This is a genomic window from Lysinibacillus sp. KCTC 33748, from assembly GCF_002237755.1.
Taxonomy (GTDB): domain Bacteria; phylum Bacillota; class Bacilli; order Bacillales_A; family Planococcaceae; genus Lysinibacillus.
In genome coordinates this window covers 26,236-51,390 of record NZ_MWSJ01000032.1, presented here as the reverse complement: position 1 = coordinate 51,390, position 25,155 = coordinate 26,236, and the positions used below count along the sequence as shown (strand labels likewise).

Here is a 25,155-nt window from a genome sequence, read left to right as displayed (position 1 = left end):
CCAGTAGCCCCAGTAGCCCCAGTAGCCCCAGTAGCCCCAGTAGCCCCAGTAGCCCCAGTAGCCCCAGTAGCCCCAGTAGCCCCAGTAGCCCCAGTCACACCGGTAGCCCCAGTGACCCCAGTAGAACCGGTCACGCCAGTAGCGCCAGTAACACCAGTAGCCCCAGTAGATCCAGTGTCACCAGTAGAGCCAGTCACTCCTGTAGAACCAGTAGGTCCAGTAGAGCCGGTCACGCCAGTAACACCAGTAACACCAGTAGCCCCAGTAGATCCAGTGTCACCAGTAGAGCCAGTCACTCCCGTAGAACCAGTAGCTCCAGTAGAACCGGTCACGCCAGTAGAGCCAGTCACACCGGTAGCCCCAGTGACCCCAGTAGAACCGGTCACGCCAGTAACGCCAGTGGAACCAGTCGTACCAGTAGCGCCAGTAACACCAGTAGCCCCAGTAGCCCCAGTCACACCGGTAGCCCCAGTGACCCCAGTAGAGCCGGTCACGCCAGTAGCTCCAGTGACCCCAGTAGCGCCAGTAACACCAGTAGCTCCGGTAGTGCCAGTGACCCCAGTAGAACCGGTCACGCCAGTAACGCCAGTGGAACCAGTCGTACCAGTAGCGCCAGTAACACCAGTAACACCAGTAACACCAGTAACACCAGTAGCCCCAGTAGCCCCAGTAGCCCCAGTAGCCCCAGTCACACCGGTAGCCCCAGTGACCCCAGTAGAACCGGTCACGCCAGTAGCACCAGTAACACCAGTAGCCCCAGTAGATCCAGTGTCACCAGTAGAGCCAGTCACTCCTGTAGAACCAGTAGGTCCAGTAGAGCCGGTCACGCCAGTAACACCAGTAACACCAGTAACACCAGTAACACCAGTAACACCAGTAGCCCCAGTAGATCCAGTGTCACCAGTAGAGCCAGTCACTCCCGTAGAACCAGTAGCTCCAGTAGAACCGGTCACGCCAGTAGAGCCAGTCACACCGGTAGCCCCAGTGACCCCAGTAGAACCGGTCACGCCAGTAACGCCAGTGGAACCAGTCGTACCAGTAACGCCAGTAGCGCCAGTAACACCAGTAGCCCCAGTAGCCCCAGTAGAGCCAGTCACTCCCGTAGAACCAGTAGCTCCAGTAGAGCCGGTCATGCCAGTAGAGCCAGTAACACCGGTAGCCCCAGTGATCCCAGTAGAACCGGTAACGCCAGTAGCCCCAGTAGGTCCAGTAGAGCCGGTAACGCCAGTAGCCCCAGTAACGCCGGTAGAGCCAGTAACACCAGTAGCCCCAGTGACCCCAGTAGAACCGGTCACGCCAGTAGAGCCAGTAACACCGGTAGCCCCAGTGACCCCAGTAGAACCGGTAACGCCAGTAGCTCCAGTAACACCAGTAACACCAGTAACACCAGTAGCTCCGGTAGTGCCAGTGACCCCAGTAGCGCCAGTAACACCAGTAACACCAGTAACACCAGTAACACCAGTAGCCCCAGTAGCCCCAGTAGAGCCAGTAGATCCAGTGTCACCAGTAGAGCCAGTCACTCCCGTAGAACCAGTAGCTCCAGTAGAACCGGTCACGCCAGTGGAACCAGTCGTACCAGTAGCGCCAGTAACACCAGTAACACCAGTAGCCCCAGTAGAGCCAGTAGAGCCAGTCACTCCCGTAGAACCAGTAGCTCCCGTAGAACCGGTCACGCCAGTAACGCCAGTGGAACCAGTCGTACCAGTAGCGCCAGTAACACCAGTAACACCAGTAACACCAGTAGCCCCAGTAGATCCAGTAGCCCCAGTAGATCCAGTGTCACCAGTAGAGCCAGTCACACCGGTAGCCCCAGTGACCCCAGTAGAACCGGTCACGCCAGTAACACCAGTAACACCAGTAGAGCCAGTCACTCCCGTAGAACCAGTAGCTCCAGTAGAGCCAGTGACCCCAGTAAAACCGGTCACGCCAGTAACGCCAGTGGAACCAGTCGTACCAGTAACACCAGTAACACCAGTAGCCCCAGTAGAGCCAGTCACTCCCGTAGAACCAGTAGCTCCAGTAGAGCCGGTCACGCCAGTAGAACCAGTAGAGCCAGTAGAGCCAGTAGAGCCAGTAGAGCCAGTAGAGCCAGTAGAGCCATTAACCCCGGTAGAACCAGTCGTACCAGTAGCTCCAGTAACACCAGTAGAGCCAGTCACTCCCGTAGAGCCAGTAGGGCCGGTAGCCCCGGTAGAACCAGTCGTACCAGTAACGCCAGTAGAGCCAGTAATCCCGGTAGCGCCAGTAGAACCAGTCACACCAGTAGGTCCAGTGACCCCAGTAGCCCCAGTAGCCCCAGTAGGACCAGTTATTCCACGTTTAATAGGAATAACAGGACAGCTTGGAGCACAAGGATTACAACAACACGGGAATGTATTACATTTGCTGCAGATTCTATTTTTAAATTGTCCAAAATGCATTGTTTCACCTCCTCTCTCAAATATCGTATTCATAGAGAGAAAAGATGAAATAGACAGTTAACTACTTGGTTTATCAAAAATATCAATAGCGATAAAAGTATTTTCTAAACACTGTTCACTAACAACTTATTTATATAGAAAATATTTAAGATGTTTCATTTTCCTTATTTAAAATGCGATCAAAATATTTTTTATTGTGCAGTATTTTTTCATCATTTGGTAAATAGGCTCTTGCTAATTCATTATGTGCGTTGGCTAGTTCATATTGTTGTAATCGATCGAAGAGGACACAAAGTTGTAAGTGGGGTAACCAGGTCGTAAAGGTTTTATTTTGAAAAGGAGTGTTAGGTTTTTGCTTGATGACAAGCGCTTGTTCATACCAAAATATTGCTTCATAATTTTTGGCTTGTTCCAAAAAATGAAAGCCGAGTCTACAACACGCTTCCGGGCGTGGAATATCATATTCAAAGCTTCTTAAAATGGAACTCAAATTATTTTCTTTATCATTTAAATGGGAGTAACAATCTGCTAATTTAAAACAGGCTCGGATATTATCTTCTACCCAGCCCAATTTAGAAACTAAAAACGTTTCATAGTAAAATAGTGCGTCCTCAAATTGTTCATGATCTAGTAATTCATTTGCATAATAAAATGTATCTCGTGGAGAGAGAGGTTCTCCTGATTCAACTAATTGCTTATAGATGTTAATATTCCGATTATGATCATGACTAAGTGGTAAATGGCTGACAGCGATATCGCTATCCAAAAGCTTCCCGCCGACTTCTAAATATTCATGGACAGCTCCTATCCATTGGAATTGTTTATCTCTTCTTACTAAACGATATCTTCTTAATAGTGAACTTACATTTCCCTCATGATCAAAGCTTAAATTATAATTCATCGAAACGGCATCTATATCAAGACTTAAGGATTCTTTTAGTGCTTTGAATTTTACCTGATCCTCTTCTAATAATACGTCGTCTGCATCAAGCCATAAAATGTACTCCTTTGTTGCTTGCTGAAAGGAAAAATTTCTTGCTGCTGCAAAATGCTGAATCCATTCGAAATCATAAATACGATCTGTGAATTGTTTAACGATTTGCTTTGTATTGTCGGTCGAGCCTGTATCGATGATATTAATCTCGTCAACTAACCCTTTTACAGATGCTAGACATCTACCGATGACATCTTCTTCATTTTTCACTATCATACATAAGCTAATGGACACCATAAAGTGGATTCCTCCTTACCGTAATCTATGTAGTATATGAGCTACTATATTTTTGGGTTTGGATAAATGCTCGTAGATGTAATATTAATAGTGAAAATTCACTTGTTTTCTTTGTCATAAATTTACCATTCAAGTTTCACGCGAATTTCACAATTGTGAAGTATAGTTAAGAAACAGAGGTGATGATGTTGAAAAAATGGGTATTCTTCATTTTTTCTTTAGTACAGCTTATATGGCTAGCAGGGTGTACGGGGAAATCGTTTGATCCTATAGAACGCGACCAGGATTTTATTGCATCCTTAAATATACAGGAGCCTTCGCTAGATTTTATAGATGGGCAAGGGAATGTGATGGCAACGTGGTTATTTGACAAAGCTTACTCGGGGGCAATTCTGCTTGAAAATGATCGTGTATTATTGTACGGTCATCAATTAAATGAAATAGACGTCTATACATTATCAACTGGAAAGAAGCTCTATTCCAAAAAAGTAAAGCTTGGTACAACCAATGTGTATTATGCTGAAAATAAAAAACAGTTTTTTATTGCGAATAGCAAAACAAATACAGTGACAAGCTTTGATGAGAAGGGCAATGAACTGGCAACACAGAAGCTAGGTAACTACCCTATGTCAATGGCAGCCTATAAAGATAAGCTATATGTGATTAATTATAAAGATACGAAATTATCGGTGTTAAATATTGAAAATCTAAAGGTTGAGCAAGAGTGGCCGATTCAAAAATCATCACATGGAATAGCTATTCTCGAAGAGACAAATGAACTATGGATAGGTGGTCATGGAGAAGGAAGCAAACCGAATAGTTCTGTTAAAAAATATGATCTTACGACAGGAGTCAAAAAAGGGGAGATAAAAATGCCTTTAATGCCTGTTGGATTAACCAAAACAAAGGATGCTATCCTCGTTGTTAGTCATGGTCATAATGAATTATATGTTGCTGACTTTGATGGAAATGTGAAATGGGAGCAAGTGGTAGGCGCTAATCCATTTGCCGTAAATCAGTTTAAAGATAATATTGTTGTCGCTGGCTATGATGACCATACTTTATATTTCATAAAAGAAGGTCAGGTGAAAAAAACAGTTGATGTGGGGAAAGGTGCTTTTCAACTGTTAGTGAGGGAGGAAAAAATGTGACAACTGTATTAATTGTTGATGATGAGAAAGATATGCGTAATTTAATAGAAATGATGCTCAATAATTCTAAAATTGAGACTTTAACAGCAGCAAGTGGTACAGAAGCCTATGATATTATTGTACGAGAAAAAATTGATTTAGTTCTACTAGATGTGATGATGCCACATGAAGACGGCTTTGCAGTTTGTCAAAGTATACGTGCGATGTCGAATATACCAATTATTTTCCTGACAGCACGCGATGCAAATGAGGATAAAGTTAAAGGCTTAACAATTGGCGGAGATGATTATATTGTAAAACCGTTTACAAACGATGAGCTGGTTGCACGAATTCATGCTGTGTTAAGAAGAAGTGGTGCTAATATTGAAGAATTACAGCAAAAATATGTGATGCTTGGACCTATTAAAATAGATGAGACTGCACGCAAAGTATCTGTGGATGGAAAGAGTGTTCCGCTTACTTTAAAGGAGTTTGAACTATTACATTTGTTTATGAACAATCCTGGGAATGCTTATACAAGGGAGCAATTACTAGAACGCATTTGGGATATTGATTATGTAGGGGGTACAAGAACTGTTGACACGCATATAAAAACCTTACGTATAAAGCTTGGAAAGGAAGCAGCGGGGCATATTCAGACCGTTTGGGGAGTGGGCTACCGCTTTGATCCTGGCGAATGAAAAAGATTTCAACACGTATTTGGCTATTAATCTTTGCATTTTTAATTATTACGGTTGTCTTCATGTATGTCCTGACTGATTATTTATATGAACGGCTTTATGTAGAAGACACGGAAGAGATGATGGTAGAGGTAGGGTCAAAGCTACAAACGATGTATACTGGTAGTAAAGTAACGGATGAATTTATTGCAAATATTGAACAGTATACTAATTATTCTAATTTAAATATTTTTGCAGTAAGAAATCCGCGTGAACTAAGCGCTTGTGTGCCGTTTGATATTGACTTCGAAACATTGATTGGTCCAGAAGAGCGACAGCAATTACTGGCTGGTGAATATGTACAGAAAATTGGGTATGAGCCTCGGTTTGATAGACAGTTAATTTCTGTAGTACTTCCGCTAGTAGATCAAAATAGGCTTGAAGGAATTATATATATTTATTTCCCTTTAGCAAAAATTAGTGAGTTAGCGAATAATGAAGTCATTTCCTTATTTGTCAGTGCCTTTATATTTTTAATTGTCATCAGCTATTTAATTTATAAAGGAATCCGTCATATTATGCGACCACTAAGTAATTTGCAAAGAGCTGTTGAGCAAATGTCAGACGGAAACTATGGAACACGTGTGACTGTTCATTCCAAAGATGAAATAGGAAGATTATCTAGCACCTTTAATAAAATGGCAGAGTCGATTCAACAAGAGGATGAGGCTCAAAAAACATTTTTAGCTACAGTTTCACATGAGCTAAGGACACCTATTAGCTATGTAAAAGGATATAGTGAAGCGATGCAAAAGGGTATCATTCCGGAAAGTCAAAAAGAGGAAACGATCCAGCTAATTGTACGTGAGGCAAATCGGATGGAACGTTTAACGAATGAATTACTTCTACTTGCTCGTATGGAAAATGAACAGGCGGAAATTACTTTATATCCAATTCCGCTTGCTGAAACATTACGCGAGGTTCAAAAAATATTAACTCATCAAGCCGAGAAGAAGACGATTGCACTCCATTTGGATGCTGATGATGCATTGATTATCAAAGCTGATGAAGTAAAGCTGAAACAAGTTTTTATTAATATAATTGAAAATGCTATTAATTACTCTTATGAGCAGTCAAAGGTTGAAATTACTGCTTTTGAGGATAATGGAAGTGCACAAATTACGATAAAGGATTATGGAATTGGTATTCCACAAGAGGATTTATCGCATGTAACGGAGCGCTTTTATCGTGTTAACAAAGCACGGAGCCGGGCAGATGGTGGCAGTGGACTAGGCTTGTCGATTGTTGAACAATTGCTGAAGCAGTTACAGGGCAAGATAGAGATTGAAAGTGAAGTTGAAAAGGGCACAATTGTAAAAATTACATTGCCGTTAATGGAGGAATAAAACGTGAGAAAATGGTTATTGGCATTAATAGTAGCAGTACCTGTATTATTGGTTGGATGTGGAGAAAAGAAAGAGCAAACAACTTTGAAAGAGCCAGAAGTGCCTCAAATTCCAGAGGTTGAAATTTTAACACCAAAAGAAGTAGCAATCAATGAAACGATTGAACTTGCTGCGCAAGTTGAACAAGGTGGCAAAAAAGTTGATGATGCAGTTGTAAAATTTGAGGTATGGGAATCTGGTAAACGTGATGAAGGGCAAATGATTGACGGTAAATTAGAGAAAGATGGCGTTTACAAAGCGGAGACTAAGTTTGACCACGATGGAGTATATTATATGTATGCTCATACGACGGCAAATGGTGTTCATAATATGCCGAAGCAACAAATTACTGCTGGAAGCCCAGATATGACGAAAGTTTTACCTGAAGATGAAAAAGCAAATAACAACAGCATGGATCATAACATGATGGATCACGGTAATGATAAATCAGAGGGTGCTGAGCATAGTGATCACGAAAAAAGTGAAAAAAATCACAATTAAATGCTTGCATTATTTTTAAAATAGGAATATGATAATGACCAGATGACCGAAACGGTTTTCTGGTCATTAACATTTTCGTGTACAAAGGCATGTACATAATAGAACAGGAAAGGATGTTACTAATGGATCGTAGGCAGGAAATTCTTGAAGCAGCTACAAAATCCTTTACATTGTTTGGGTACAAGGCGACAACAATGGAGCAAGTAGCTAAAATTGCGAATGTCGGTAAAGGGACGATTTACACATTCTTTGCAAATAAAGAAATTTTATTTCAAGAGATAGCTATGTCACTTGTACGAGAGATGCAAGCAGAAGCGGATGCAGTGCTGGATGCATCAGCTAGCTTTATGGACAATGCGCACAATGCTTTAATGAGAATGCTACATTTCCGTGAAAAACATCTTTTATTTGCGAAGCTATTAGAGGAGGAAAAGGAACTACGAACGCCAGCAGTTAAACAAGCTCTAGTTCGCATTGAGAATGAAATTTTATCCTACGTTACTGAATTAATTCAAAGACGTATCGTAAAAGGAGAAATTAGAGACTGTGATGCAGAATTAGTAAGCTTTCTGTTGCTAAAGGCGTATCTAGCATTTGTCGTTGATTGGCATGAGCTACATGGTGAAATTATTCCAGAAGAAAAGATACTAAATCTTTTCAAGGAAACAATCTTCCGTGGACTAATTTTAACTTGATTTGGCCGAGATAAAAAGAGAAGCAATGACAATCTAGAGTTTTTACCCACCTGAAAATTTTTTTTTTTGAATAAAAATGACCGACTGACGTTTTCGGTCAATATTATAGGAGTGAAGAAAACGTATGATTAAAGCTGAGTGGCTGAAAATCTTAAAAACAAGAAAAATGCTTGTTTCAATAATCGCTGTATTATTTATTCCAGTGATGTACGCAGGTATGTTTTTATGGGCATTCTGGGATCCATATAAAGGCCTTCCGAATTTGCCAGTAGCTGTTGTCAATGAAGATAAGGGCGCTGAAATGGAAGGAGTTAAATTAGATTTAGGGAACGAATTAGTTGATAAGCTTGTCGAGAGTAACGAGTTTAAGTTTGTTGAAGTATCCAAAGAAGATGCTGAAAAAGGTCTAAATGGTCGAGATTATTATATGACTCTAGAAATTCCAACAAATTTCTCTGAGCATGCGACTACGTTATTAGATGACAAACCTTCTAAATTAGTCATGAATTATATTCCAAATGAAGGATTAAACTTCCTTAGTGCACAAATTGGTGAATCAGCAATGGAACTAATACGTGCGGAAGTGAATGAACAAGTTTCAGCAACTTATGCTGAAAAATTATTTGATTCTATTACAACTCTTGGAGATGGCTTTACAGAGGCTGCTGATGGCTCGAATAAGCTAGGTGAGGGTGCAAAAACTTTAGCGAATGGTACAAAAGATTTAAAAGGTTATTTAGAGAAAATAGCATCAAGTTCGGTTGAATTATCGAATGGTGCAGACAAAATTGCTAAAGGTATTGGAGACGCTTCAAAAGGTGCAAATGAATTAAATACTGCTATAGGAAGCATACAAAACGCTACTGGACAGTTATACCCAGGTGCACAGAAAGCAGCATCGGGGGCAACAGAACTTTCGGGCGGTGTGTCACAATATACACAGGGCGTAGCACAACTTCAAGCAGGTATAGCTAAGGTTAGTAATAATCAACCACAAATCACTGCAGGCGCAGCAAAAATTGCAGATAGTGCAGGTCAATTAAATGGTGCAGCAGGCCAATTAAAAGATGGTTCTGCTCAAGTATCAGCTGGTATCAATGAGTTATCTAAACAATTAGAAGGCATGATGGGCTCATTGCCTGAAGAGCAAGCAGCCGTATTAAAACAAACATTAACTAAGCTACAAGCAGGAAGTGCAAGCGTGCATGATGGTTTAGGTGCTTTAACTGCTGGTACAGGACAATTACAAGCTGGTGCTAACGAATTAAGTTCAGGTGCATCGCAAATTGCGGCAGGTCAATCACAAGTGTTAGCAGGTGCAAATGAGTTAGTATCAAAAAGCGGTAAATTAAATCAAGGTGCACAAACTCTTCAAGCTGGTAATGCAACACTTGCTCAAAAATTAGGTGAATTAAATGCAGGTGCACAGAAAGTCGGAGCAGGTTCTAACGCGTTGGCTTCAGGCTTAAATGAGCTAGTAAGTGGTTCAAATAAACTTGCAAATGGTCAATCAACACTTGCATCTAAATCAGGTGAAGTAGCAGAGGGTTCTACAAAGATTGTTGATGGTTCAAGTGAACTTGCAGATGGTCAATCAACTTTATCTGGCAAATTAGGTGAAGCAAGTGAAAAAGCAAAAGAAGTTCATGCAAGCAAAGACACATATGATATGGTAGGTAGCCCAGTTGAGGTTGATAAAGAATCTGTTAACCATGTACCTAACTATGGAACAGGTTTCTCACCATACTTTATTTCTCTTGGTTTATTCGTTGGTGCGTTATTAATCTCTATCGTTTTCCCACTTGTGGAACCAGCGATTCGTCCAAAAAATGGAGCAGCTTGGTTTACAAGTAAAGCTTCAGTTTTAGCAATAGTCGGCTTAATTCAAACTATATTAACAGTGGTTATTGTAAAATGGGGCTTAGGCCTTGAAGTAAACAATTTCGGATACTTCTGCCTAACAGCATTATTAACAAGTTATGTTTTCTTAGCTTTAATTCAAATGTTAGTATCTATTTTCGGTGATCCAGGACGCTTCATGGCGATTGTTGTATTAATTTTACAACTTACAACAAGTGCGGGTACATTCCCACTTGAGTTAATCCCATCACCATTACAAGTATTTAATAAATTATTACCAATGACATATACTGTTTCAGCATTTAAAGCAAGTATCTCAACTGGTGATACATCATTCTTAATGCAAAACTATGGAATTCTAGCAGGTTTCCTAGTAGCATTCTTAGCTATTACTTTCGGTTATTTCATGTTACTACACACAAAACGTTACTCAAAAGTAGCCGAAGAAAACTAAAAAGGAATTTTTTACACCCACCGATATTGGTGGGTGTTTTTTTATGGTTGAATAATTGACTGACAAAGGAAGAGTTACTCGTTAGCAGGAGAACCTCCCGGGTTGCTTCGAGAACTGATCAGGTACAGGGAAGAACTGTTCGTCTTCAGCAGAAAACAGCTCATATGCAAAAGAGTCATACAAAAAACAGCAGCTGATATGAGCGTATCGGCTGCTGTTTTTAAGTGTAAGAGATTTAATTAAGGGTTCATCAATTAATATGATGAGAGGTGTCATTTTTAGTACGTGTGGGGCACGTATATGACTATTACAGAATAGGCAAATGCTTATAGGTGGTTACATTTTTCACAAGTGTTGCTGTAGCATTCACTTTGTTCTTCAATCTTTTCACCGCATTCTGTACATTGCTTTGCAGGTAGGTTCTTGAAAAATTCAACTACATTTTCTAACATTGTGGACTCCTCCTTTAAGTTCATCTGTACTATTACTGTTTTGATATTTTCTAGTGTATTATAACAGAAGCTTTTCGTCAACACAAAATGCCTAATTTACGTTAAAATAAATATGGATATATTGTGAAGGAGGAAACGTAAATTATGATATTCGTTGATAATAAAGGGATTCATGATCCACGCATTAACCTTGCCATTGAAGAGTATTTATTGAAAACGATGGATGTTGAAAAGGAGCCAGTGCTACTTTTTTACATAAATCAGCCTTCAATCATCATCGGTAAAAATCAAAATACTATCGAAGAGATTAATACAGATTACGTAGAGGATAATGGCATAATCGTTGTACGACGCCTTTCTGGTGGAGGCGCAGTGTATCATGATTTAGGGAACCTCAACTATAGTTTTATTACTAAAGACGATGGCGACAGCTTTATGAATTATAAAAAATTCACGCAGCCTGTTGTAGATGCACTTGCAAAAATGGGCGTTCATGCGGAGCTTTCAGGCCGCAACGACATTTTAGCGGAAGGACGTAAAGTTTCCGGGAACGCGCAGTTTTCTACAAAGGGCCGTATGTTTAGCCACGGCACATTACTGTTTGATACAGAAATTGATGCTGTAGTATCTGCATTAAAAGTGAAGAAAGATAAAATAGAATCAAAGGGTATTAAATCGATTCGTTCAAGAGTAGCTAATATTTCTGAGTTCTTAAAGGATACGATGACAGTCGAAGAATTCAGGCTGGAAATTTTAAAATCCATTTTCGGTGGTGAAGAAAATATTCGCTATTATGAGCTAACAGAGGAAGACTGGGCAAATATCCATAAACTATCTGAAGAGCGTTATCAAACATGGGAATGGAACTATGGGAAATCGCCACGCTTTAATATTCAAAAAACACATCGCTTCCCAACAGGAGGCATTGATATTCGCTTAGAGGTGAATAAAGGAATTATTGAAGAAGCACATATTTTTGGAGATTTCTTTGGTGTAGGCGACATGACAGATGTTGAACAGCGTTTAGCTGGGACAAACTATGATCGAACTGCAGTTGCTACTGCGTTAGCAGATATTGATATTCCAACATACTTTGGTGGAATTACGACAGAAGAGTTTTTACAATTAATTTATTAAGAGAAGCTTATGAAGAAAATGGCAAGCGTCCTTATTAAAGGTTCAATATCAAAAGAAGAGGATGACATTTGTTAAACATATGCGAAGTTTAGATGCTGATTGGAGCGAAGGCTGGACGCCCCTTGGAAGCTTTGCTAAAGCGCCTAGTCGGAACGGAAATCACCCTCACGTTATGAGATGCCCCTTATCTAAAGCAGGGGCATTTGGACATAAAAATCTGTAGCTAACGATACATGTTAACTTTTGCTACAAAAGGTTCGCTGACAGTTATGTCAGTGGGCCTTTTTTTGATACAATATAAGATAGAAAGGAGTGTTGGTATGGAGAAGCATCGAATATTTATTGTCGAAGATGATGTAAAGATTGCATCATTGCTCGCAGAAACGCTTAGAAAATATCAATACGAAGTTGAAACGATCAAAGAATTTGATCATCTCGTTGAAGAATTCACAGCATTTAATCCACACATGGTGTTGCTTGATATAAATTTACCTTCGTACGATGGCTACTATTGGTGTCGCCAACTACGTCAACATACAACTTGTCCAATTATTTTTATTTCCGCTCGTTCTGGGGAAATGGATCAAATTTTTGCGCTAGAAAATGGGGGCGACGATTTCATTACGAAGCCATTTAATTATGAGATTGTGCTAGCTAAAATCCGTAGTCACTTGCGTCGTACATATGGCGAATATGCAACAAGACAAGAAGAACGGACAATTAAACAAGGACAGCTCGTTCTTCATTTAGAAAGAATGGAGCTTCATAAAAATGATTTAGAGATCCCACTTCAGAAAAAAGAATGCATCATTTTAGAACTGTTAATGGGAAATGCTCCAAAAGTAGTGGCGCGTGAGCAACTGTTAGAAGAGCTTTGGGATGATCAGGCATTTGTCGATGAAAATACATTGAACGTCAATATGACACGAGTGCGCAAAAAGCTAGCTGATTATCAAATTATGTCTTCTATAGAAACGGTGCGCGGAGCAGGTTATCGCTTTAATTTAAGTGCAGGTGAGTTATAGTGGGCTGGAAATTATTTTTGCGTGATTACGCATCGTTCATTGTATTCCAGTTCTTACTAGTCGGTTTTATTATGGTTTTATATTGGTTGGACGGCTTTCGAAATGTTGATACTGCTATATACTCCTTCTGTATTAGTTTAGTGTTATTAGCATCGTTTTTAATTATCCGTTATTTAATGCGTCAACGTTATTTGATCAAAATATCGCAGCTACCTAAAACGATGGAGGACGTATTGCAAAAAAATGCTAAAACACCTGAGGCGATACAAGCTGAAAAATATATGCATGAACTATATCGACTATATAAGCACGAGCTTCAATCGTTATATGCTGGACAAAAACGACATGATCAGTTTATGAATCAATGGGTGCATCAGATGAAAACACCAATTTCTGTTATTGAGCTCTTATTACAGGATGAGCGTCCTCTTGATAAAAAGAATGTACAGGAGGAAATTGACCGCCTGCGTAGAGGCTTGGATATGGTGTTAGTGAACGCTCGATTAGAAAATTTTGAAGAAGATATGCAAGTAGAACAGATTGCCTTAAAAACGATTGTTACGGCAACTGTAAATGAAAATAAACGTTTATTTATTACGAAGCGTGTCTTCCCAGAAATTCATATTGAGGACGATATTATCGTAGCAAGTGATTCAAAATGGCTTCACTTTATTATCGGGCAATTCGTCACAAATGCGGTTAAATATACGTTTGAGGCGAATAAAAAAATAGTGATTACTGCCGTTAAAAAGGATGGCCACGTACAATTAGCCATTTGTGATGAAGGTATTGGTATTCCTGCTTCCGATCTTTCTCGTGTCACTAAAGCTTTCTTTACTGGTGAGAACGGGCGTAAAACTGGGGAATCCACAGGGATGGGCTTATATTTAGCGAAAGAAATCTGTGAAAAACTCGGTCACGAATTAAACATTACATCAGAGGTAGCGAAAGGAACAGTTGTTACAGTGACATTTACGAATTAGGGGGATCGGAAATGACAGAGGTATGTTTGGCTGAATGGGTTTTACATGTAGAGACAGAGAAAACAGAAGCATTATACGAATCACTTAACGAAGTTTGTGAGTGTTTATCCTGCAAAAATTTTCGTAAGGCTAGTCTTTTGCTTAATGAAGAAGTCATGCATTTTTCGAATAAGCTTGGGCTAGACTTATATAAACCAACTTTACTTAACGCTTTTCCTGTAGAAGGTGAACAAGTGATGTACAGTGGACATTATATGATTTGTGGAGAAGTAATTGAAGGTGAAATAGATGCCTGGGATGTAATTGTTGGTTCGCATTGCTTTAGTCTAGTGGAGGAGGATGGTAATACGCCAGCTGAATGTTTAACGGAGCCGTATTTTCAAATTGGCTTTGAAGTAGTATTGCAGTGGCTTTTACCAGAATCTATGGAATTAATGAAGAAATAAGGTGAACAAGATATGCCTATTTTACAAATAAAAGACGTGACAAAGGTGTATGAAGGTAAAGTAACCCATCGTGCGCTAAGTCAACTAAGCTTTGAGGTGGAGGAAGGCGAGTTTTTAGCAGTCATGGGTCCATCAGGAAGTGGAAAAACAACATTATTAAATCTCATTTCTACGATTGATGAACCAACGAGCGGAGAAATCATTTTAGATGACATGAATCCTCATATGCTGAAAGCAACTGAGCTAGCCTACTTTAGAAGAAGGCAGCTTGGTTTTGTTTTTCAGGATTTTAATCTTTTGCATATGCTCACAGTGGAAGAGAATATTGTGCTGCCACTGACTTTAGACCAACAACCATTAGAAGTAATGGAGGAGCGTCTTGCAAGTATTGTGGAAAAGCTCGATTTAACTTCATTCTTGCATAAACGCCCAAATGAAATATCAGGTGGACAAGCGCAAAGAACAGCTATTGGTCGGGCACTTATTCATAACCCGAGTCTCATTTTAGCAGATGAGCCGACCGGGAATTTGGATTCGAATTCTTCGCGTGATGTACTTGAGCTTTTAACAAAAATCAATCAGGAAAGACGAACAACGATTGTCATGGTAACACATGATCCAATTGCAGCTAGCTACTGTGACCGCGTGTTATTTATTAAAGATGGAGAATTCTTTAATGAAATTTACAAAGATGATCGTCGTCAAATGTTTTTCCAGCGAATATTAAATGTGTTGAGCTTACTAGGAGGAGGACAAGTAGGTGACCTTTCGACAATTCGCTTACCGTAATGTCGTACGGAACAGCCGTATATACGGTGCCTTTTTCATGGCAAGCTTTTTTTCTGTGGCTGTGTTTTTTATCTATTCAATGCTCATGTTTCATCCGGATATTGAAAGTGGGATTTTAGGAGAGGCATCGTTAATTGGGATGGTTGGTGCGGAAGTCGTACTCGTCCTTTTTACATTATTCTTTTTATATTATTCGATGAGTGCTTTTTTAGAGGCGAGATCACATGAGTTTGCAATTTTACTACATTTAGGAATGGAAAAACGCCAGATGAATAAGCTTGTCTTTTTGGAGACAATGATTATTGGATCGGGTTCTATTTTTGTTGGGATTGTATTTGGTTTTTCGTTTTCGAAATTCTTTTTCATGATTGTGCGGGAAATTTTACATTTAGATAGTTTACCCTTATATGTTTCATGGCAGCCTTTTTTACTAACGATAGGTGTTTTCACAAGTGCTTTTGTGGTCATTTCTTTTATTAGTGTATATTTTACACGTGAAAGAAAATTGCGCGATCTCCTTAAGGGAAATGACTATTTAAATAGTGTTTCAACCTATTCAAAAATTCGTGCTTTAATTGGTATTACCCTTATTTTATCGTCATACGTATTATCAATTATCGTAGCAAAAACAACTTTGATTGGTTTAACAATAGTAATCCCGTTTTTAGCAACCTTTGGAACATATTATTTTTTCAGAGATTCTTTACCTTGCTTTTTAGATAAAGCACGGGGAAAAAGGAAATTTCATTGGCAACGCTATCGTCTTCTTTCGTTAGCTGAGCAAACACATATTATGATGGACAATGTGAAAATGTTTTTTGTAGTAACGATGGTGTCAACTATGGCCTTTTTATCGATTGGTGTTTTAGCAACAATGTCATCATATACAATACAATATGATCGTATAAATCCACTAGGGCTTGTCTATAAGGGAGATGGCGACAATCCATATGAGCGAAATCATATCGCCTCTTTACGTATGGAATTAGAGGAAAAGGGCTTGTCCTATCATTTATCTCGCTTTGTTGTTATCAAGCAAACCTCTTCCTATACTCACAATGAGGTTGAGGTGTTTAGGGAATCAGATATGAATGTATTGCTTTCTTCCTATAGTTATCCATTACTTGATATGGCTAAAGGAGAGGCAGTGTTTATTCCATATTCGGAAGAGTCTCTAAAGAAACTAAAAAATAAAGTTGTGCATACAGTTTTAGAGGAAAATTCTATCCCGATCACCATCGATAGTGTATATCCTAAAATAGTATTCCCAGGGTCTATTGTTAGTGTTAATTCTATCGTGATCAGCGATGAGGATTTTGTAAAGCTCATAAAGCCGATTGCCAATAAAAACGTTGCGCAGCCAACCTATCATTTATTTACCTTCTATATTCCTCAGTGGATGCAAACAAAAAATATTGGTAAGGAAATAAATGAGTTACAAGCGTCTCTATATTTTTCTAAGAAAAATAAATTTAGCCCATTTTACTTTGAAAATGCAGGATTAAATTATTCTTATATATTAGCTACTTATTCTTTATTCACATTAGTAGGGGTTTTAGTAGCAACGGTATTTTTATTAGCAGCAGGTAGCTTCGTTTACTTTAAACTGCATACTTCTCTTGAAAGAGAAAAGCGTAAATTCGATGTCTTAAAGCGAATGGGCTTAACAGATACGGAGCTCAAAAAGCTTGTGAATCGTCATTTATTCCCGCAATTTTTCTTACCATGGGGTGTTGCAATGATGCACAGCCTCTTTGCTTTTCTTATGGTTCAAGGTGTTTTGAAGGATATTGCTAATATTTCCATTGCAAAAGAAGTTGTCTTATCTTTTAGCTTTTTTGTGTTAATACAAGTAGTCTATTTTTACTTGATTCGTTGGCGTTACATCTCGCATATACGTTCGTAGAAAAAACGTACAAAAGAGAAAAAAATGAGTTATTTGACGTAAATTATGACATGAGATAAAAAGTTTCGTTGTTTTTTTAATATATTTCTTATATAATGTTACTGAATGATGATTCATTTTGTCTTTATTTAGTAGATTTAGGTGATGAGATGGATGGGGTGTGTTTCCTTTTCAAAGGAAGTCCAAACATCTACTTAATGAAGATAAGCCTCCGGCGGATGTCACGGATTGTTTATCTGCGCGAAAGCGAAGCGTCAGCGTCAATGCGCCAAGGCGAAATTGATACGATAAGGGGATGGTGTAATTGAATTTAGTTTCAAGTGTTCGTCAGCAAGCATTAGAGCAACCGGATAAAATTGCGTATCATTTTATGGGGAAAGATACGACTTACGGTGAGTTTGAACACACAGTTGGTCGTTTTGCAAAGGGATTACAACAATTAGGGGTAGAAAAAGGGGACCATGTGGCGTTTTTACTCGGCAATACACCACATTATTTAATTTCGTTATATGCAACAATGAGTATTGGGGCAACAGCAATTCCGATTAATCCAATCTATACACCGGATGAAATTTCGTATATTTTGCATAATGGAGATGTAAAAGCTGTTATTGCACTTGATGCGCTTCTTCCATTAGTAGAAATGGGTGTACATGCTTTTCCAAATGTAAAAACATTTGTTGTTTGTGAAACAACAGCAGATGTTACTGAAAAAGTAACTACTTTATCCGATGAGGCAAAAGCAAAAATTCATTTATTTTCACAAGTGATTGCTAGTGTATCAGAATCTTGCCAACCAGTAGAAGTAGCTGACGAAGATAATGCAATTATTTTATATACTTCAGGAACGACAGGTACTCCGAAGGGGGCAATGCTGACGCATGGCAATGTCTATTCGAATGCACGAGATGTTGCGCATTATCTAGGCTATAGAGCGAATGACCGTATTATTGCAACTTTACCAGTGTTCCATGTATTTGCGTTAACGGTCGTCGTCAATGCACCTTTATTGAGTGGAGCAACAGTTTTACTTGTACCACGCTTCAGTCCAACAGAAATCTTTAAACTTACGAAGGAACAAAAGGCAACAGTCTTCGCTGGTGTGCCAACTATGTATAATTTCTTGTATCAATTACCTGAAGGCAATCCTGAAGATTTCTCAACAGTTCGCTTAGCAATTTCAGGAGGTTCATCTTTACCTGTAGCACTCTTACATAATTTCGAGAAGAAATTTAATGTGCGTGTTTCAGAGGGGTATGGCTTATCAGAAGCTTCACCAGTAACATGCTTTAACCCATTGAATCGTGAACGTAAGGCAGGTTCTATTGGGGCATCCATATCCAATGTTGAAAATAAAGTGGTCGATGTTAATGGACAAGAAGTGCCCGTTGGCGAAGTAGGAGAGCTAATTGTACGAGGGCCTAACGTTATGAAGGGCTATTATAAATTGCCTGAAGAAACGGCTATGGCTATACGAGATGGCTGGTTATACACAGGGGATTTAGCTAAAGTTGACGAAGAAGGGTACTTTTACATCGTTGACCGTAAAAAAGATATGATTATTGTAGGCGGATTTAACGTATATCCAAGAGAGGTTGAAGAAGTACTCTTTGCACATAATAATATCGTTGAAGCGGCAGTTGTAGGTTTCCCAGATCCTAACTTAGGTGAGGCAGTTCATGCATATGTTGTCTTAAAAGATGAAACTGCAACTTCAACAGAAGACCTTCTCGCATACTGTGCAAAACATATGGTGAAATACAAGGTTCCTAAAGTAATTGAGATTATAGATGAATTACCGAAAAATACGACAGGCAAAATTTTACGCCGTTCATTAAAAGAAAAAGTATAAGAAACTGTAGCTACTATTGAAAAATAGTAGCTTTTTTTATCTCGCATAAATGAACAGTTAGATTCACATTTCAAGATTCAAGAGAAGCCTGTGCGAAAGCGAAGCGTCAGCAACAAAGCGCCCAGTCGGAACGGAAATCAACCACACATTTTTGTGATGATCCAATATTACAGCAATGTAAAAAAGTATGACCATTTATTTAAATAGTTGAGTGTATATGACTGTAAGTGATAAAATCAAACTTATGAAATCTACATACTTTTTAAAGGCTTGTCATATAGTGTTGAAGAAGTAACACCACAGCCTGTCAAGAAGAATGGAACCCTTTGGTGTCTAGCTACGTCAAAGCCTTTAGAAAATTAAATTGAAAGAGAGCATATGGAAAAATGATAGAACTCATCAAAGAGTTAATTAGTTTTATTATGCATATTGATGTGCATTTAGAAGAAATCATTCGTGAGTTTGGTAATTTGAGTTATTTCGTCTTATTTGCAATTGTTTTTGTTGAAACTGGTGTCGTAATTTTCCCATTCCTGCCAGGTGATTCATTGCTTTTTGCTAGTGGTACATTGGCAGCAGCAATGGGCGCGTTTAACATGTGGATATTAATTCCTGTGTTTTTAGCAGCTGCAATTTTAGGGGATACGATGAATTATCATATTGGTCATAAAGTTGGGACATCCATTCCACCAAAGAGCTTCCTTGGTAGAGTCGTTAAAAAAGAACGTATGGAGGCAGCAGAAAAGTTCTTTAATAAGCATGGTGGAAAAACGATTGTCATCGCACGTTTTATGCCTTTCATCCGTACATTCATCCCATTTGTTGCAGGGGCTAGTAAAATGAAGTATGGCTACTTCATATTGTATAATGTTGTAGGTGCAGTGTTATGGGTGTTCAGCTGTACATTACTAGGTTATTTCTTTGGTAATATACCTATTATTAAAGACAACTTCTCAACAGTTTTAATATTAATTATCTTAATTTCAGTAATACCAGCCGTAATTGGTGTTATTAAATCAAAAGTAAGTGGAAAATAAAAGGACGGTCCAAAAGTGATAGAAGATCACTTAGGACTGTCCTTTTTTATTCATCATTATTATGAAAGTTCTTTTCTGTACGAAAGCTAGTGTTAACATAGCGACAGATGTTATCACGGGACTTGATACTCAGCCTTCTTGCCCTATTCGTTTGCGTTTTAGGCTATCGTCTGGAACGCTGATTCTCAAGCGAGTGTCATTTGCGCTTTAACGCTATTTATTGGGGATGATCTATTTTTTACTATTCTAAATAATAGATAAGACCTTGAGAATCTTCTATTTCTGTACCGCGTGGTATGTCGATAACTATAAAATTTGAATAGGAATTATCCATTTCGTATCGTTCTGCTCCTCGATTAAAATCTAAGAAACCTATTGTTGCTTTTAAACGATTATAATTTACTTGTTGTTTAGAAAAAGATTCAATAAATAACTGGTTTTGTGCCACATATACATCAGGCAGTGGTACTTCGTCAGAAAGATCGACACCATTTACTATGAAAGGAAATTGATAATAGGTAATAAGAGCTTTCCCCGATTCAATATTGTCATTATAACGTTGTCGAATATTCAAGCTTAAATTATTGTCATCATTATTTATTACAACAGGTAATGTATCTCCATCAAAGTTAATTTCCCATGTTTTCTTTTTGTAGTCTGAAGTTAAATACGAAGAATTGAATTCTTGATCATACTTTGGGATTTGATCAAATTTTTTCTCAACTTGTTTAATATCAGAAGAAGAAAGTACTGGTATTTTTGAATCTGAAAAAAAGCTAATATAAATGAAAGCAGTAAGTCCAAGAATGATATAACTAGTAATGCCAATCATAATACGCTTTGGTGTCCAAATTCTTTTAGTTTTTTTACCTAATTTACTTAGTATTTGAAAAATAGCAATTACGAGTAGTATTGAAGTAAAAAAGAATATTGTAGTTACTATCATTTACGAGACACCTCCGATTTATTTGCAATCCAAATAGTGAGGCAAAAGCATAGTGTAGCCACAAGTAAACAAAGAACACTAATCATAAGATTTGGTAGCATCATTAGAGGAATAATGTTTGGTGTCATAAAAATGTAAATAAAGCTAAACACCATAAAAGTAGATAGAAATATTTTTATCACTACGGGCCCTTTGAAGCTGGTGCCAAATAGTAAGCCGAGTGCACCAAATAAACAAATGCTACTGAAGCATAATATGAATGTTGATGGTGAAATAAATAGACCTTCTGTTACAAAAGATTTCTTTTCCACTAACAAAATCCCTAATACTTGTAAATAGTAAGTCGAAATCATAATGATGACTGCAATAAAACTGTACATGATCATGACAAATATATTTGCAATGGTGCTTGATGTCCGACTAGAAATAACGGATAAATCATCAACTCGATACGCTTTTGTGGTAAAAAGAAGCGCTACGATAAATGCCCAAATGGCTGAAACAATAAGAAACGTATCGAGTGAATAAATAGAAAATCGAACATCTAAATTTCCATGCCCATGACCAGAAGAGGCACTTCCAGAGCTAGATGTTAAAACGCCAAAAATGATTTGTACAATAACTAAGGAGCTAAGGGCAGAAATATTTAATTTTGCTTCCCATTTCACTTGTTTTTTGACAATTGTTTTAAGTGAAATATTAGTCAAAGATTGCATCAATATCACGTCCTTTTTTATTTGTTAAATACATGCAAACTTCACTTGCAGTAAGGGTTGATACTTTGATGCCTTTTGTTCGAAGTATTTCTTCTGAGACGAATAATTTACTAGCACCTACTACAGCTGAGGTCATCCCTGCCACAATCTTTTGAGCGTAAACTTCCGTCTCAGAGAGCAGATCCGCAAGTTCATCACTTGGTCCGCTAAGTGATATGAGCTGTTCCTTAAATTCATCCAATGGCGCGTGGGCTATGACGGAGCCTTCATCTATTAATAAAATTTCTTCTAAGATAGATTCCATCTCTTGTAAATGGTGACTAGTAATTAAAAATGTCCGTGGAAATGCTAGGTATTCCTTTAAAATTGCTCTGTAAAAATCTGTACGAATCACTTCGTCCATACCATTCATCGGCTCATCTAAAATGGTTAGTGCACAGCGACTTACTAATCCGTAAACAAGATTAAAGGTTGCCAATTGACCTTTAGATAGTTGCTGGTGTTTTGCTGTAAGATCGATACCCGCATAATCGAGCATGCGATAAGCTAATTCATTTTGCCAATTAGGATAAAAATCAGCGCCCATCTTAAGAATATCTTCGAGCGACAAGTATTCTGAGAAGCTTAATTGATCATCGATAAAAATCATATTGGCAGCTGTTTGAATATTATTAAAGGGATTTTCATTAAACACTTTACATGAACCAGTCGTAGGCTTTAGATAGCCTGCAAAAATATTTAGCAATGTCGACTTACCTGCACCGTTGAGACCAATAATGCCGATAATTTTTTCTGCATCAATAGCGCAGGTTACACGTTGCAGTGCTTGACGACGTCCAAAGCTTTTAGATAACTCCACACATTGAATAATATTCATTCCAATCCCTCCTGTGTTTTTCGAATAAGTACTAGCAATTCTTCATCAGATACAAGTAATCGTTTTGCCTCTAATACGATCTCTTGTGCCATTTTGGTCAATATTTCGTTTCGACGTTTCAACAAAATGCGTTCCTTTGCATCCATAGTGACAAACATTCCTAACCCCCGTTTTTTATATAAAAGTTGCTCTTCTAGTAAAATTGTCAATCCTTTACCAGCTGTGGCAGGATTTATATTGAATAACTCAGCTAGTTGGTATTGTGAATAGACTTTCTGGTCTGCCTGTAATCGATCGGCAATGATTTCGTGCTGTAGCCATTCAGCAATTTGGATATAAATCGGTGTTGTACCATCTAGATGAACGTGCATCGAAAAACCCCCTTTCGTTGCTACAATATATAGTGCATTAGTGTTGTAATGTACTGTACACCGAAATTTGGTAAATGTCTATATGAAAAGATAATATTTTACAAATCTATAAGAGTGAATTTAAAAAAGGTAGATCGGAAAAATGAATAATATTTTATTGTGAGTAAATTGGAGTTTTGGGTAACGATTTTTTGAAACTCATCGACGAGAGTTGAGGATGACACATAATGAGATGTGGATTAGAGACTAGGAGACTCCTTAGGGATAGCATCATAGTGGCTCATCGTACGCCACCAACTGGAACGAAAATCACTATGCTATTTGGGTGATTTATTTTATTGTATATAATGTTAATTATTGTTAGTCAATTTTTAGACAGTTACTTGAACGATAAGCAGAGAGTACTGAAAAATGCTATAATAATGTTACTAATAACTAGAGAAATGGGGGGCGACGAAATGGAAGTATTTATCGGCAGACAGCCAATTTTTAACCTTCAGGAGCAAATCGTTGCATATGAATTATTATATCGCAGCAAAAACGTGAATGCTTTTCCAATGGTCGATTCAGATGCTGCCACAATTGATGTATTAGTAAACTCATTTCTTTTAATTGGCATTGAAGAGGTAACAAAAGGAAAACCTAGTTTTGTTAATTTTACAGAAAACTTGCTTATGAGTCCTTTAAATGAATACATAAATCCATCGCAAGTTGTTATTGAGATTTTAGAGGATGTCCCTATTACAGCTCAGTTAGTCGAGAGAGTTATTGAGCTCAAATCATATGGGTTTAAAATAGCATTAGATGATTTTATTTTGGATGATCAAGTACAAGTTTATGATGAGTTATTTACTTATATCGATTATATAAAAGTTGACTTTTTATCGTCACCACTACTTGAGCGAATGGAAATAGAAAATAAAGTGAAAGAAAATTTTCCTCACATAAAATTGCTCGCTGAAAAAGTAGAGACACGTAAGCAATTTGAAGTGGCGAAGCATTCTGGCTATGAATTGTTTCAAGGCTATTTTTTTGAACAACCTCAAATAATTACAGCAACCGATATACCTGCGAATACGATTCAATATTTATATATTATTACGCTATTAAAAGAAGAGGAGCCTAATATACAGTTATTGGCGGAAAGTATTGAGCGTGACATTTCATTAACATATAAATTATTGCATATGGTTAATAATTCAGAGTTGCGTTCTAAATCCAAGGTTCGTTCGATAAAACAAGCGATTATATTACTCGGGGTTCCAAATTTACGAAAGTGGATTTATTTATTGGCGATGCGAGAAATTGACAGGAATACTGATAATGATCTGTTTAAAGAAGTTATGCGTACATCTTTATTTAGAGCAAAAGTATGTGAGAAATTAGCCAAGCTTTCCTATAAGAAAAATTTCTCTGAATATTTTTTAGTGGGGATGTTTTCATTAATAGACACTATGTTGCAAAGACCGCTGAATGTTATTTTACAGCAGCTCCCTTTTTCAGAAGACATTACAGCAACGCTTTTAGGTAATCAAACTGAAATGACACCTTATTTGGAATTCAGTTCTGCGTTAGGCAAGTTAGATTGGTCTACATTAGAAAGATTAGCTCCTCAGCTTACTATTGATTTTTCAACTATTGATCTTTTATACAATGAAGCCATGGAGTGGGCAGAAAAGTCTTTATAAAAATAAGAATCAATCATAGTTTTTGTTTAGTGGAATAAGCCGTTAAGTATATATTTTTGTGAAAAGTCAAAAACAAGCTATCTTAAAATATTTTTAAGGTAGCTTGTTTTTATGTTTATAAAGCTTGCCATTAGTTGTTGGAGTGGAGACTGGGCGACTCTTTGGGGATTAGCGATTTAGAGGAACGAAGGCTAAGAGCATCACGTCCTTGTGATAACGCCTTCGTGACCAACATCCTGCTGCTGCCGCTACGTTGCACTCACGCTTTCGCGCAAAAGACATCTGTTGGCCCTAGACTCTGCAGTGAGCCTCGCGATTGAAGAGGCTCATCGGACGCCCCAGGAAGCCCTGCTGTGCGCGAAAGCAAAGCGACAGCAACAACAAAGCGCCCAGTCGGAACGGAAATCAACCACACGTTATGATGATGAATCTAATTGTCATAAGTGTCATACATAATGCAAATTATAAAAATACATGTTCCTTCATCAAGACGAAGTTCTCAATGCGAAAACTA

General features: G+C 38.3%; 22 protein-coding genes. 15 read left to right on the top strand and 7 right to left on the bottom strand.

Features of this window, described 5'->3' with window-relative positions:
- Both B1B04_RS23690 and B1B04_RS23685 read right to left on the bottom strand, forming a co-directional pair.
- The coding region (locus B1B04_RS23690; protein ID WP_079563805.1) for a beta strand repeat-containing protein at window positions 1–2,420 on the bottom strand (2,420 nt) is incomplete at its 3' end.
- A gap of 145 nt (window positions 2,421–2,565) precedes the next feature.
- Window positions 2,566–3,651 (bottom strand): glycosyltransferase family 2 protein, encoded by a 1,086-nt coding sequence (locus B1B04_RS23685; RefSeq protein ID WP_079563802.1) that lies wholly within the window; start codon window positions 3,649–3,651, stop codon window positions 2,566–2,568.
- Between the two features lie 185 nt (window positions 3,652–3,836).
- Between B1B04_RS23685 and B1B04_RS23680 the strand changes: the two genes are divergently transcribed.
- The 6 genes from B1B04_RS23680 (at window position 3,837) to B1B04_RS23655 (ending at window position 10,416) form a co-directional block, all read left to right on the top strand.
- Window positions 3,837–4,802 (top strand): YncE family protein, encoded by a 966-nt coding sequence (locus B1B04_RS23680; RefSeq protein WP_481817198.1) that lies wholly within the window; start codon window positions 3,837–3,839, stop codon window positions 4,800–4,802.
- Entirely contained in the window at window positions 4,799–5,482 is a 684-nt protein-coding gene (locus B1B04_RS23675; protein WP_079563801.1) for a response regulator transcription factor, read from the top strand. Before B1B04_RS23680 ends, B1B04_RS23675 begins: the two co-directional genes overlap by 4 nt.
- Window positions 5,479–6,867, top strand: coding sequence for a sensor histidine kinase (locus tag B1B04_RS23670; protein WP_079563800.1), 1,389 nt, complete (start codon window positions 5,479–5,481; stop codon window positions 6,865–6,867). The genes B1B04_RS23675 and B1B04_RS23670 overlap by 4 nt, the downstream gene beginning before the upstream one ends.
- Window positions 6,868–6,870: 3 nt before the next feature.
- Window positions 6,871–7,407, top strand: a complete 537-nt coding sequence (locus tag B1B04_RS23665; protein ID WP_079563799.1) for a FixH family protein — start codon at window positions 6,871–6,873, stop codon at window positions 7,405–7,407.
- Window positions 7,408–7,529: 122 nt separating this feature from the next.
- Entirely contained in the window at window positions 7,530–8,102 is a 573-nt protein-coding gene (locus B1B04_RS23660; RefSeq protein ID WP_079563798.1) for a TetR/AcrR family transcriptional regulator, read from the top strand.
- Window positions 8,103–8,226: 124 nt separating this feature from the next.
- Window positions 8,227–10,416 carry a YhgE/Pip domain-containing protein gene (locus tag B1B04_RS23655; RefSeq protein WP_079563797.1) on the top strand — a complete coding sequence of 730 codons (2,190 nt, stop codon included), beginning with the start codon at window positions 8,227–8,229 and terminating at the stop codon, window positions 10,414–10,416.
- A gap of 326 nt (window positions 10,417–10,742) precedes the next feature.
- On the opposite strand, the gene yhfH is transcribed toward B1B04_RS23655, so the two are convergent.
- A complete protein-coding gene (gene yhfH / locus B1B04_RS23650) occupies window positions 10,743–10,868 on the bottom strand; it encodes a protein YhfH (protein ID WP_012292204.1) in 126 nt (41 codons plus the stop codon).
- A 144-nt stretch (window positions 10,869–11,012) separates the two neighbouring features.
- On the opposite strand from yhfH, the gene lplA reads away from it, so the two are divergent.
- The 8 genes from lplA to B1B04_RS23610 all read left to right on the top strand — a co-directional run bounded on the left by lplA (window position 11,013) and on the right by B1B04_RS23610 (window position 20,043).
- Window positions 11,013–12,005, top strand: a complete 993-nt coding sequence (gene lplA / locus B1B04_RS23645; RefSeq protein WP_079563796.1) for a lipoate--protein ligase — start codon at window positions 11,013–11,015, stop codon at window positions 12,003–12,005.
- 320 nt (window positions 12,006–12,325) lie between these two features.
- Window positions 12,326–13,030 carry a response regulator transcription factor gene (locus B1B04_RS23640; RefSeq protein WP_079563795.1) on the top strand — a complete coding sequence of 235 codons (705 nt, stop codon included), beginning with the start codon at window positions 12,326–12,328 and terminating at the stop codon, window positions 13,028–13,030.
- The gene (locus B1B04_RS23635; protein ID WP_079563794.1) at window positions 13,030–14,013 is read left to right on the top strand and encodes a sensor histidine kinase; all 984 of its coding nucleotides are present in this window, start codon (window positions 13,030–13,032) and stop codon (window positions 14,011–14,013) included. The genes B1B04_RS23640 and B1B04_RS23635 overlap by 1 nt, the downstream gene beginning before the upstream one ends.
- 11 nt (window positions 14,014–14,024) lie before the next feature.
- The gene (locus tag B1B04_RS23630) at window positions 14,025–14,459 is read left to right on the top strand and encodes a hypothetical protein (RefSeq protein ID WP_079563793.1); all 435 of its coding nucleotides are present in this window, start codon (window positions 14,025–14,027) and stop codon (window positions 14,457–14,459) included.
- A gap of 12 nt (window positions 14,460–14,471) precedes the next feature.
- Entirely contained in the window at window positions 14,472–15,248 is a 777-nt protein-coding gene (locus tag B1B04_RS23625) for an ABC transporter ATP-binding protein (RefSeq protein WP_079563792.1), read from the top strand.
- Window positions 15,220–17,154, top strand: a complete 1,935-nt coding sequence (locus B1B04_RS23620; protein ID WP_079563791.1) for an FtsX-like permease family protein — start codon at window positions 15,220–15,222, stop codon at window positions 17,152–17,154. The genes B1B04_RS23625 and B1B04_RS23620 overlap by 29 nt, the downstream gene beginning before the upstream one ends.
- A 304-nt stretch (window positions 17,155–17,458) precedes the next feature.
- Window positions 17,459–19,006, top strand: coding sequence for a fatty acid--CoA ligase family protein (locus B1B04_RS23615; protein ID WP_079563790.1), 1,548 nt, complete (start codon window positions 17,459–17,461; stop codon window positions 19,004–19,006).
- A gap of 389 nt (window positions 19,007–19,395) precedes the next feature.
- Window positions 19,396–20,043 carry a VTT domain-containing protein gene (locus B1B04_RS23610; protein WP_240518380.1) on the top strand — a complete coding sequence of 216 codons (648 nt, stop codon included), beginning with the start codon at window positions 19,396–19,398 and terminating at the stop codon, window positions 20,041–20,043.
- 241 nt (window positions 20,044–20,284) lie between these two features.
- On the opposite strand, the gene B1B04_RS23605 is transcribed toward B1B04_RS23610, so the two are convergent.
- Genes B1B04_RS23605 through B1B04_RS23590 form a run of 4 tightly spaced genes read right to left on the bottom strand, consistent with a single transcriptional unit; the run spans window position 20,285 to window position 22,953 of the window.
- Window positions 20,285–20,989, bottom strand: a complete 705-nt coding sequence (locus tag B1B04_RS23605; protein ID WP_079563788.1) for a hypothetical protein — start codon at window positions 20,987–20,989, stop codon at window positions 20,285–20,287.
- The gene (locus tag B1B04_RS23600; protein ID WP_079563787.1) at window positions 20,986–21,705 is read right to left on the bottom strand and encodes a hypothetical protein; all 720 of its coding nucleotides are present in this window, start codon (window positions 21,703–21,705) and stop codon (window positions 20,986–20,988) included. Before B1B04_RS23600 ends, B1B04_RS23605 begins: the two co-directional genes overlap by 4 nt.
- On the bottom strand, window positions 21,689–22,582 hold the full coding sequence (locus tag B1B04_RS23595) for an ATP-binding cassette domain-containing protein (protein ID WP_079563786.1): 894 nt from the start codon (window positions 22,580–22,582) through the stop codon (window positions 21,689–21,691). The genes B1B04_RS23600 and B1B04_RS23595 overlap by 17 nt, the downstream gene beginning before the upstream one ends.
- A complete protein-coding gene (locus B1B04_RS23590) occupies window positions 22,579–22,953 on the bottom strand; it encodes a GntR family transcriptional regulator (RefSeq protein WP_079563785.1) in 375 nt (124 codons plus the stop codon). The genes B1B04_RS23595 and B1B04_RS23590 overlap by 4 nt, the downstream gene beginning before the upstream one ends.
- A gap of 458 nt (window positions 22,954–23,411) precedes the next feature.
- Between B1B04_RS23590 and B1B04_RS23585 the strand changes: the two genes are divergently transcribed.
- On the top strand, window positions 23,412–24,641 hold the full coding sequence (locus tag B1B04_RS23585; RefSeq protein ID WP_079563784.1) for an EAL and HDOD domain-containing protein: 1,230 nt from the start codon (window positions 23,412–23,414) through the stop codon (window positions 24,639–24,641).
- Window positions 24,642–25,155: the final 514 nt, after the last annotated feature.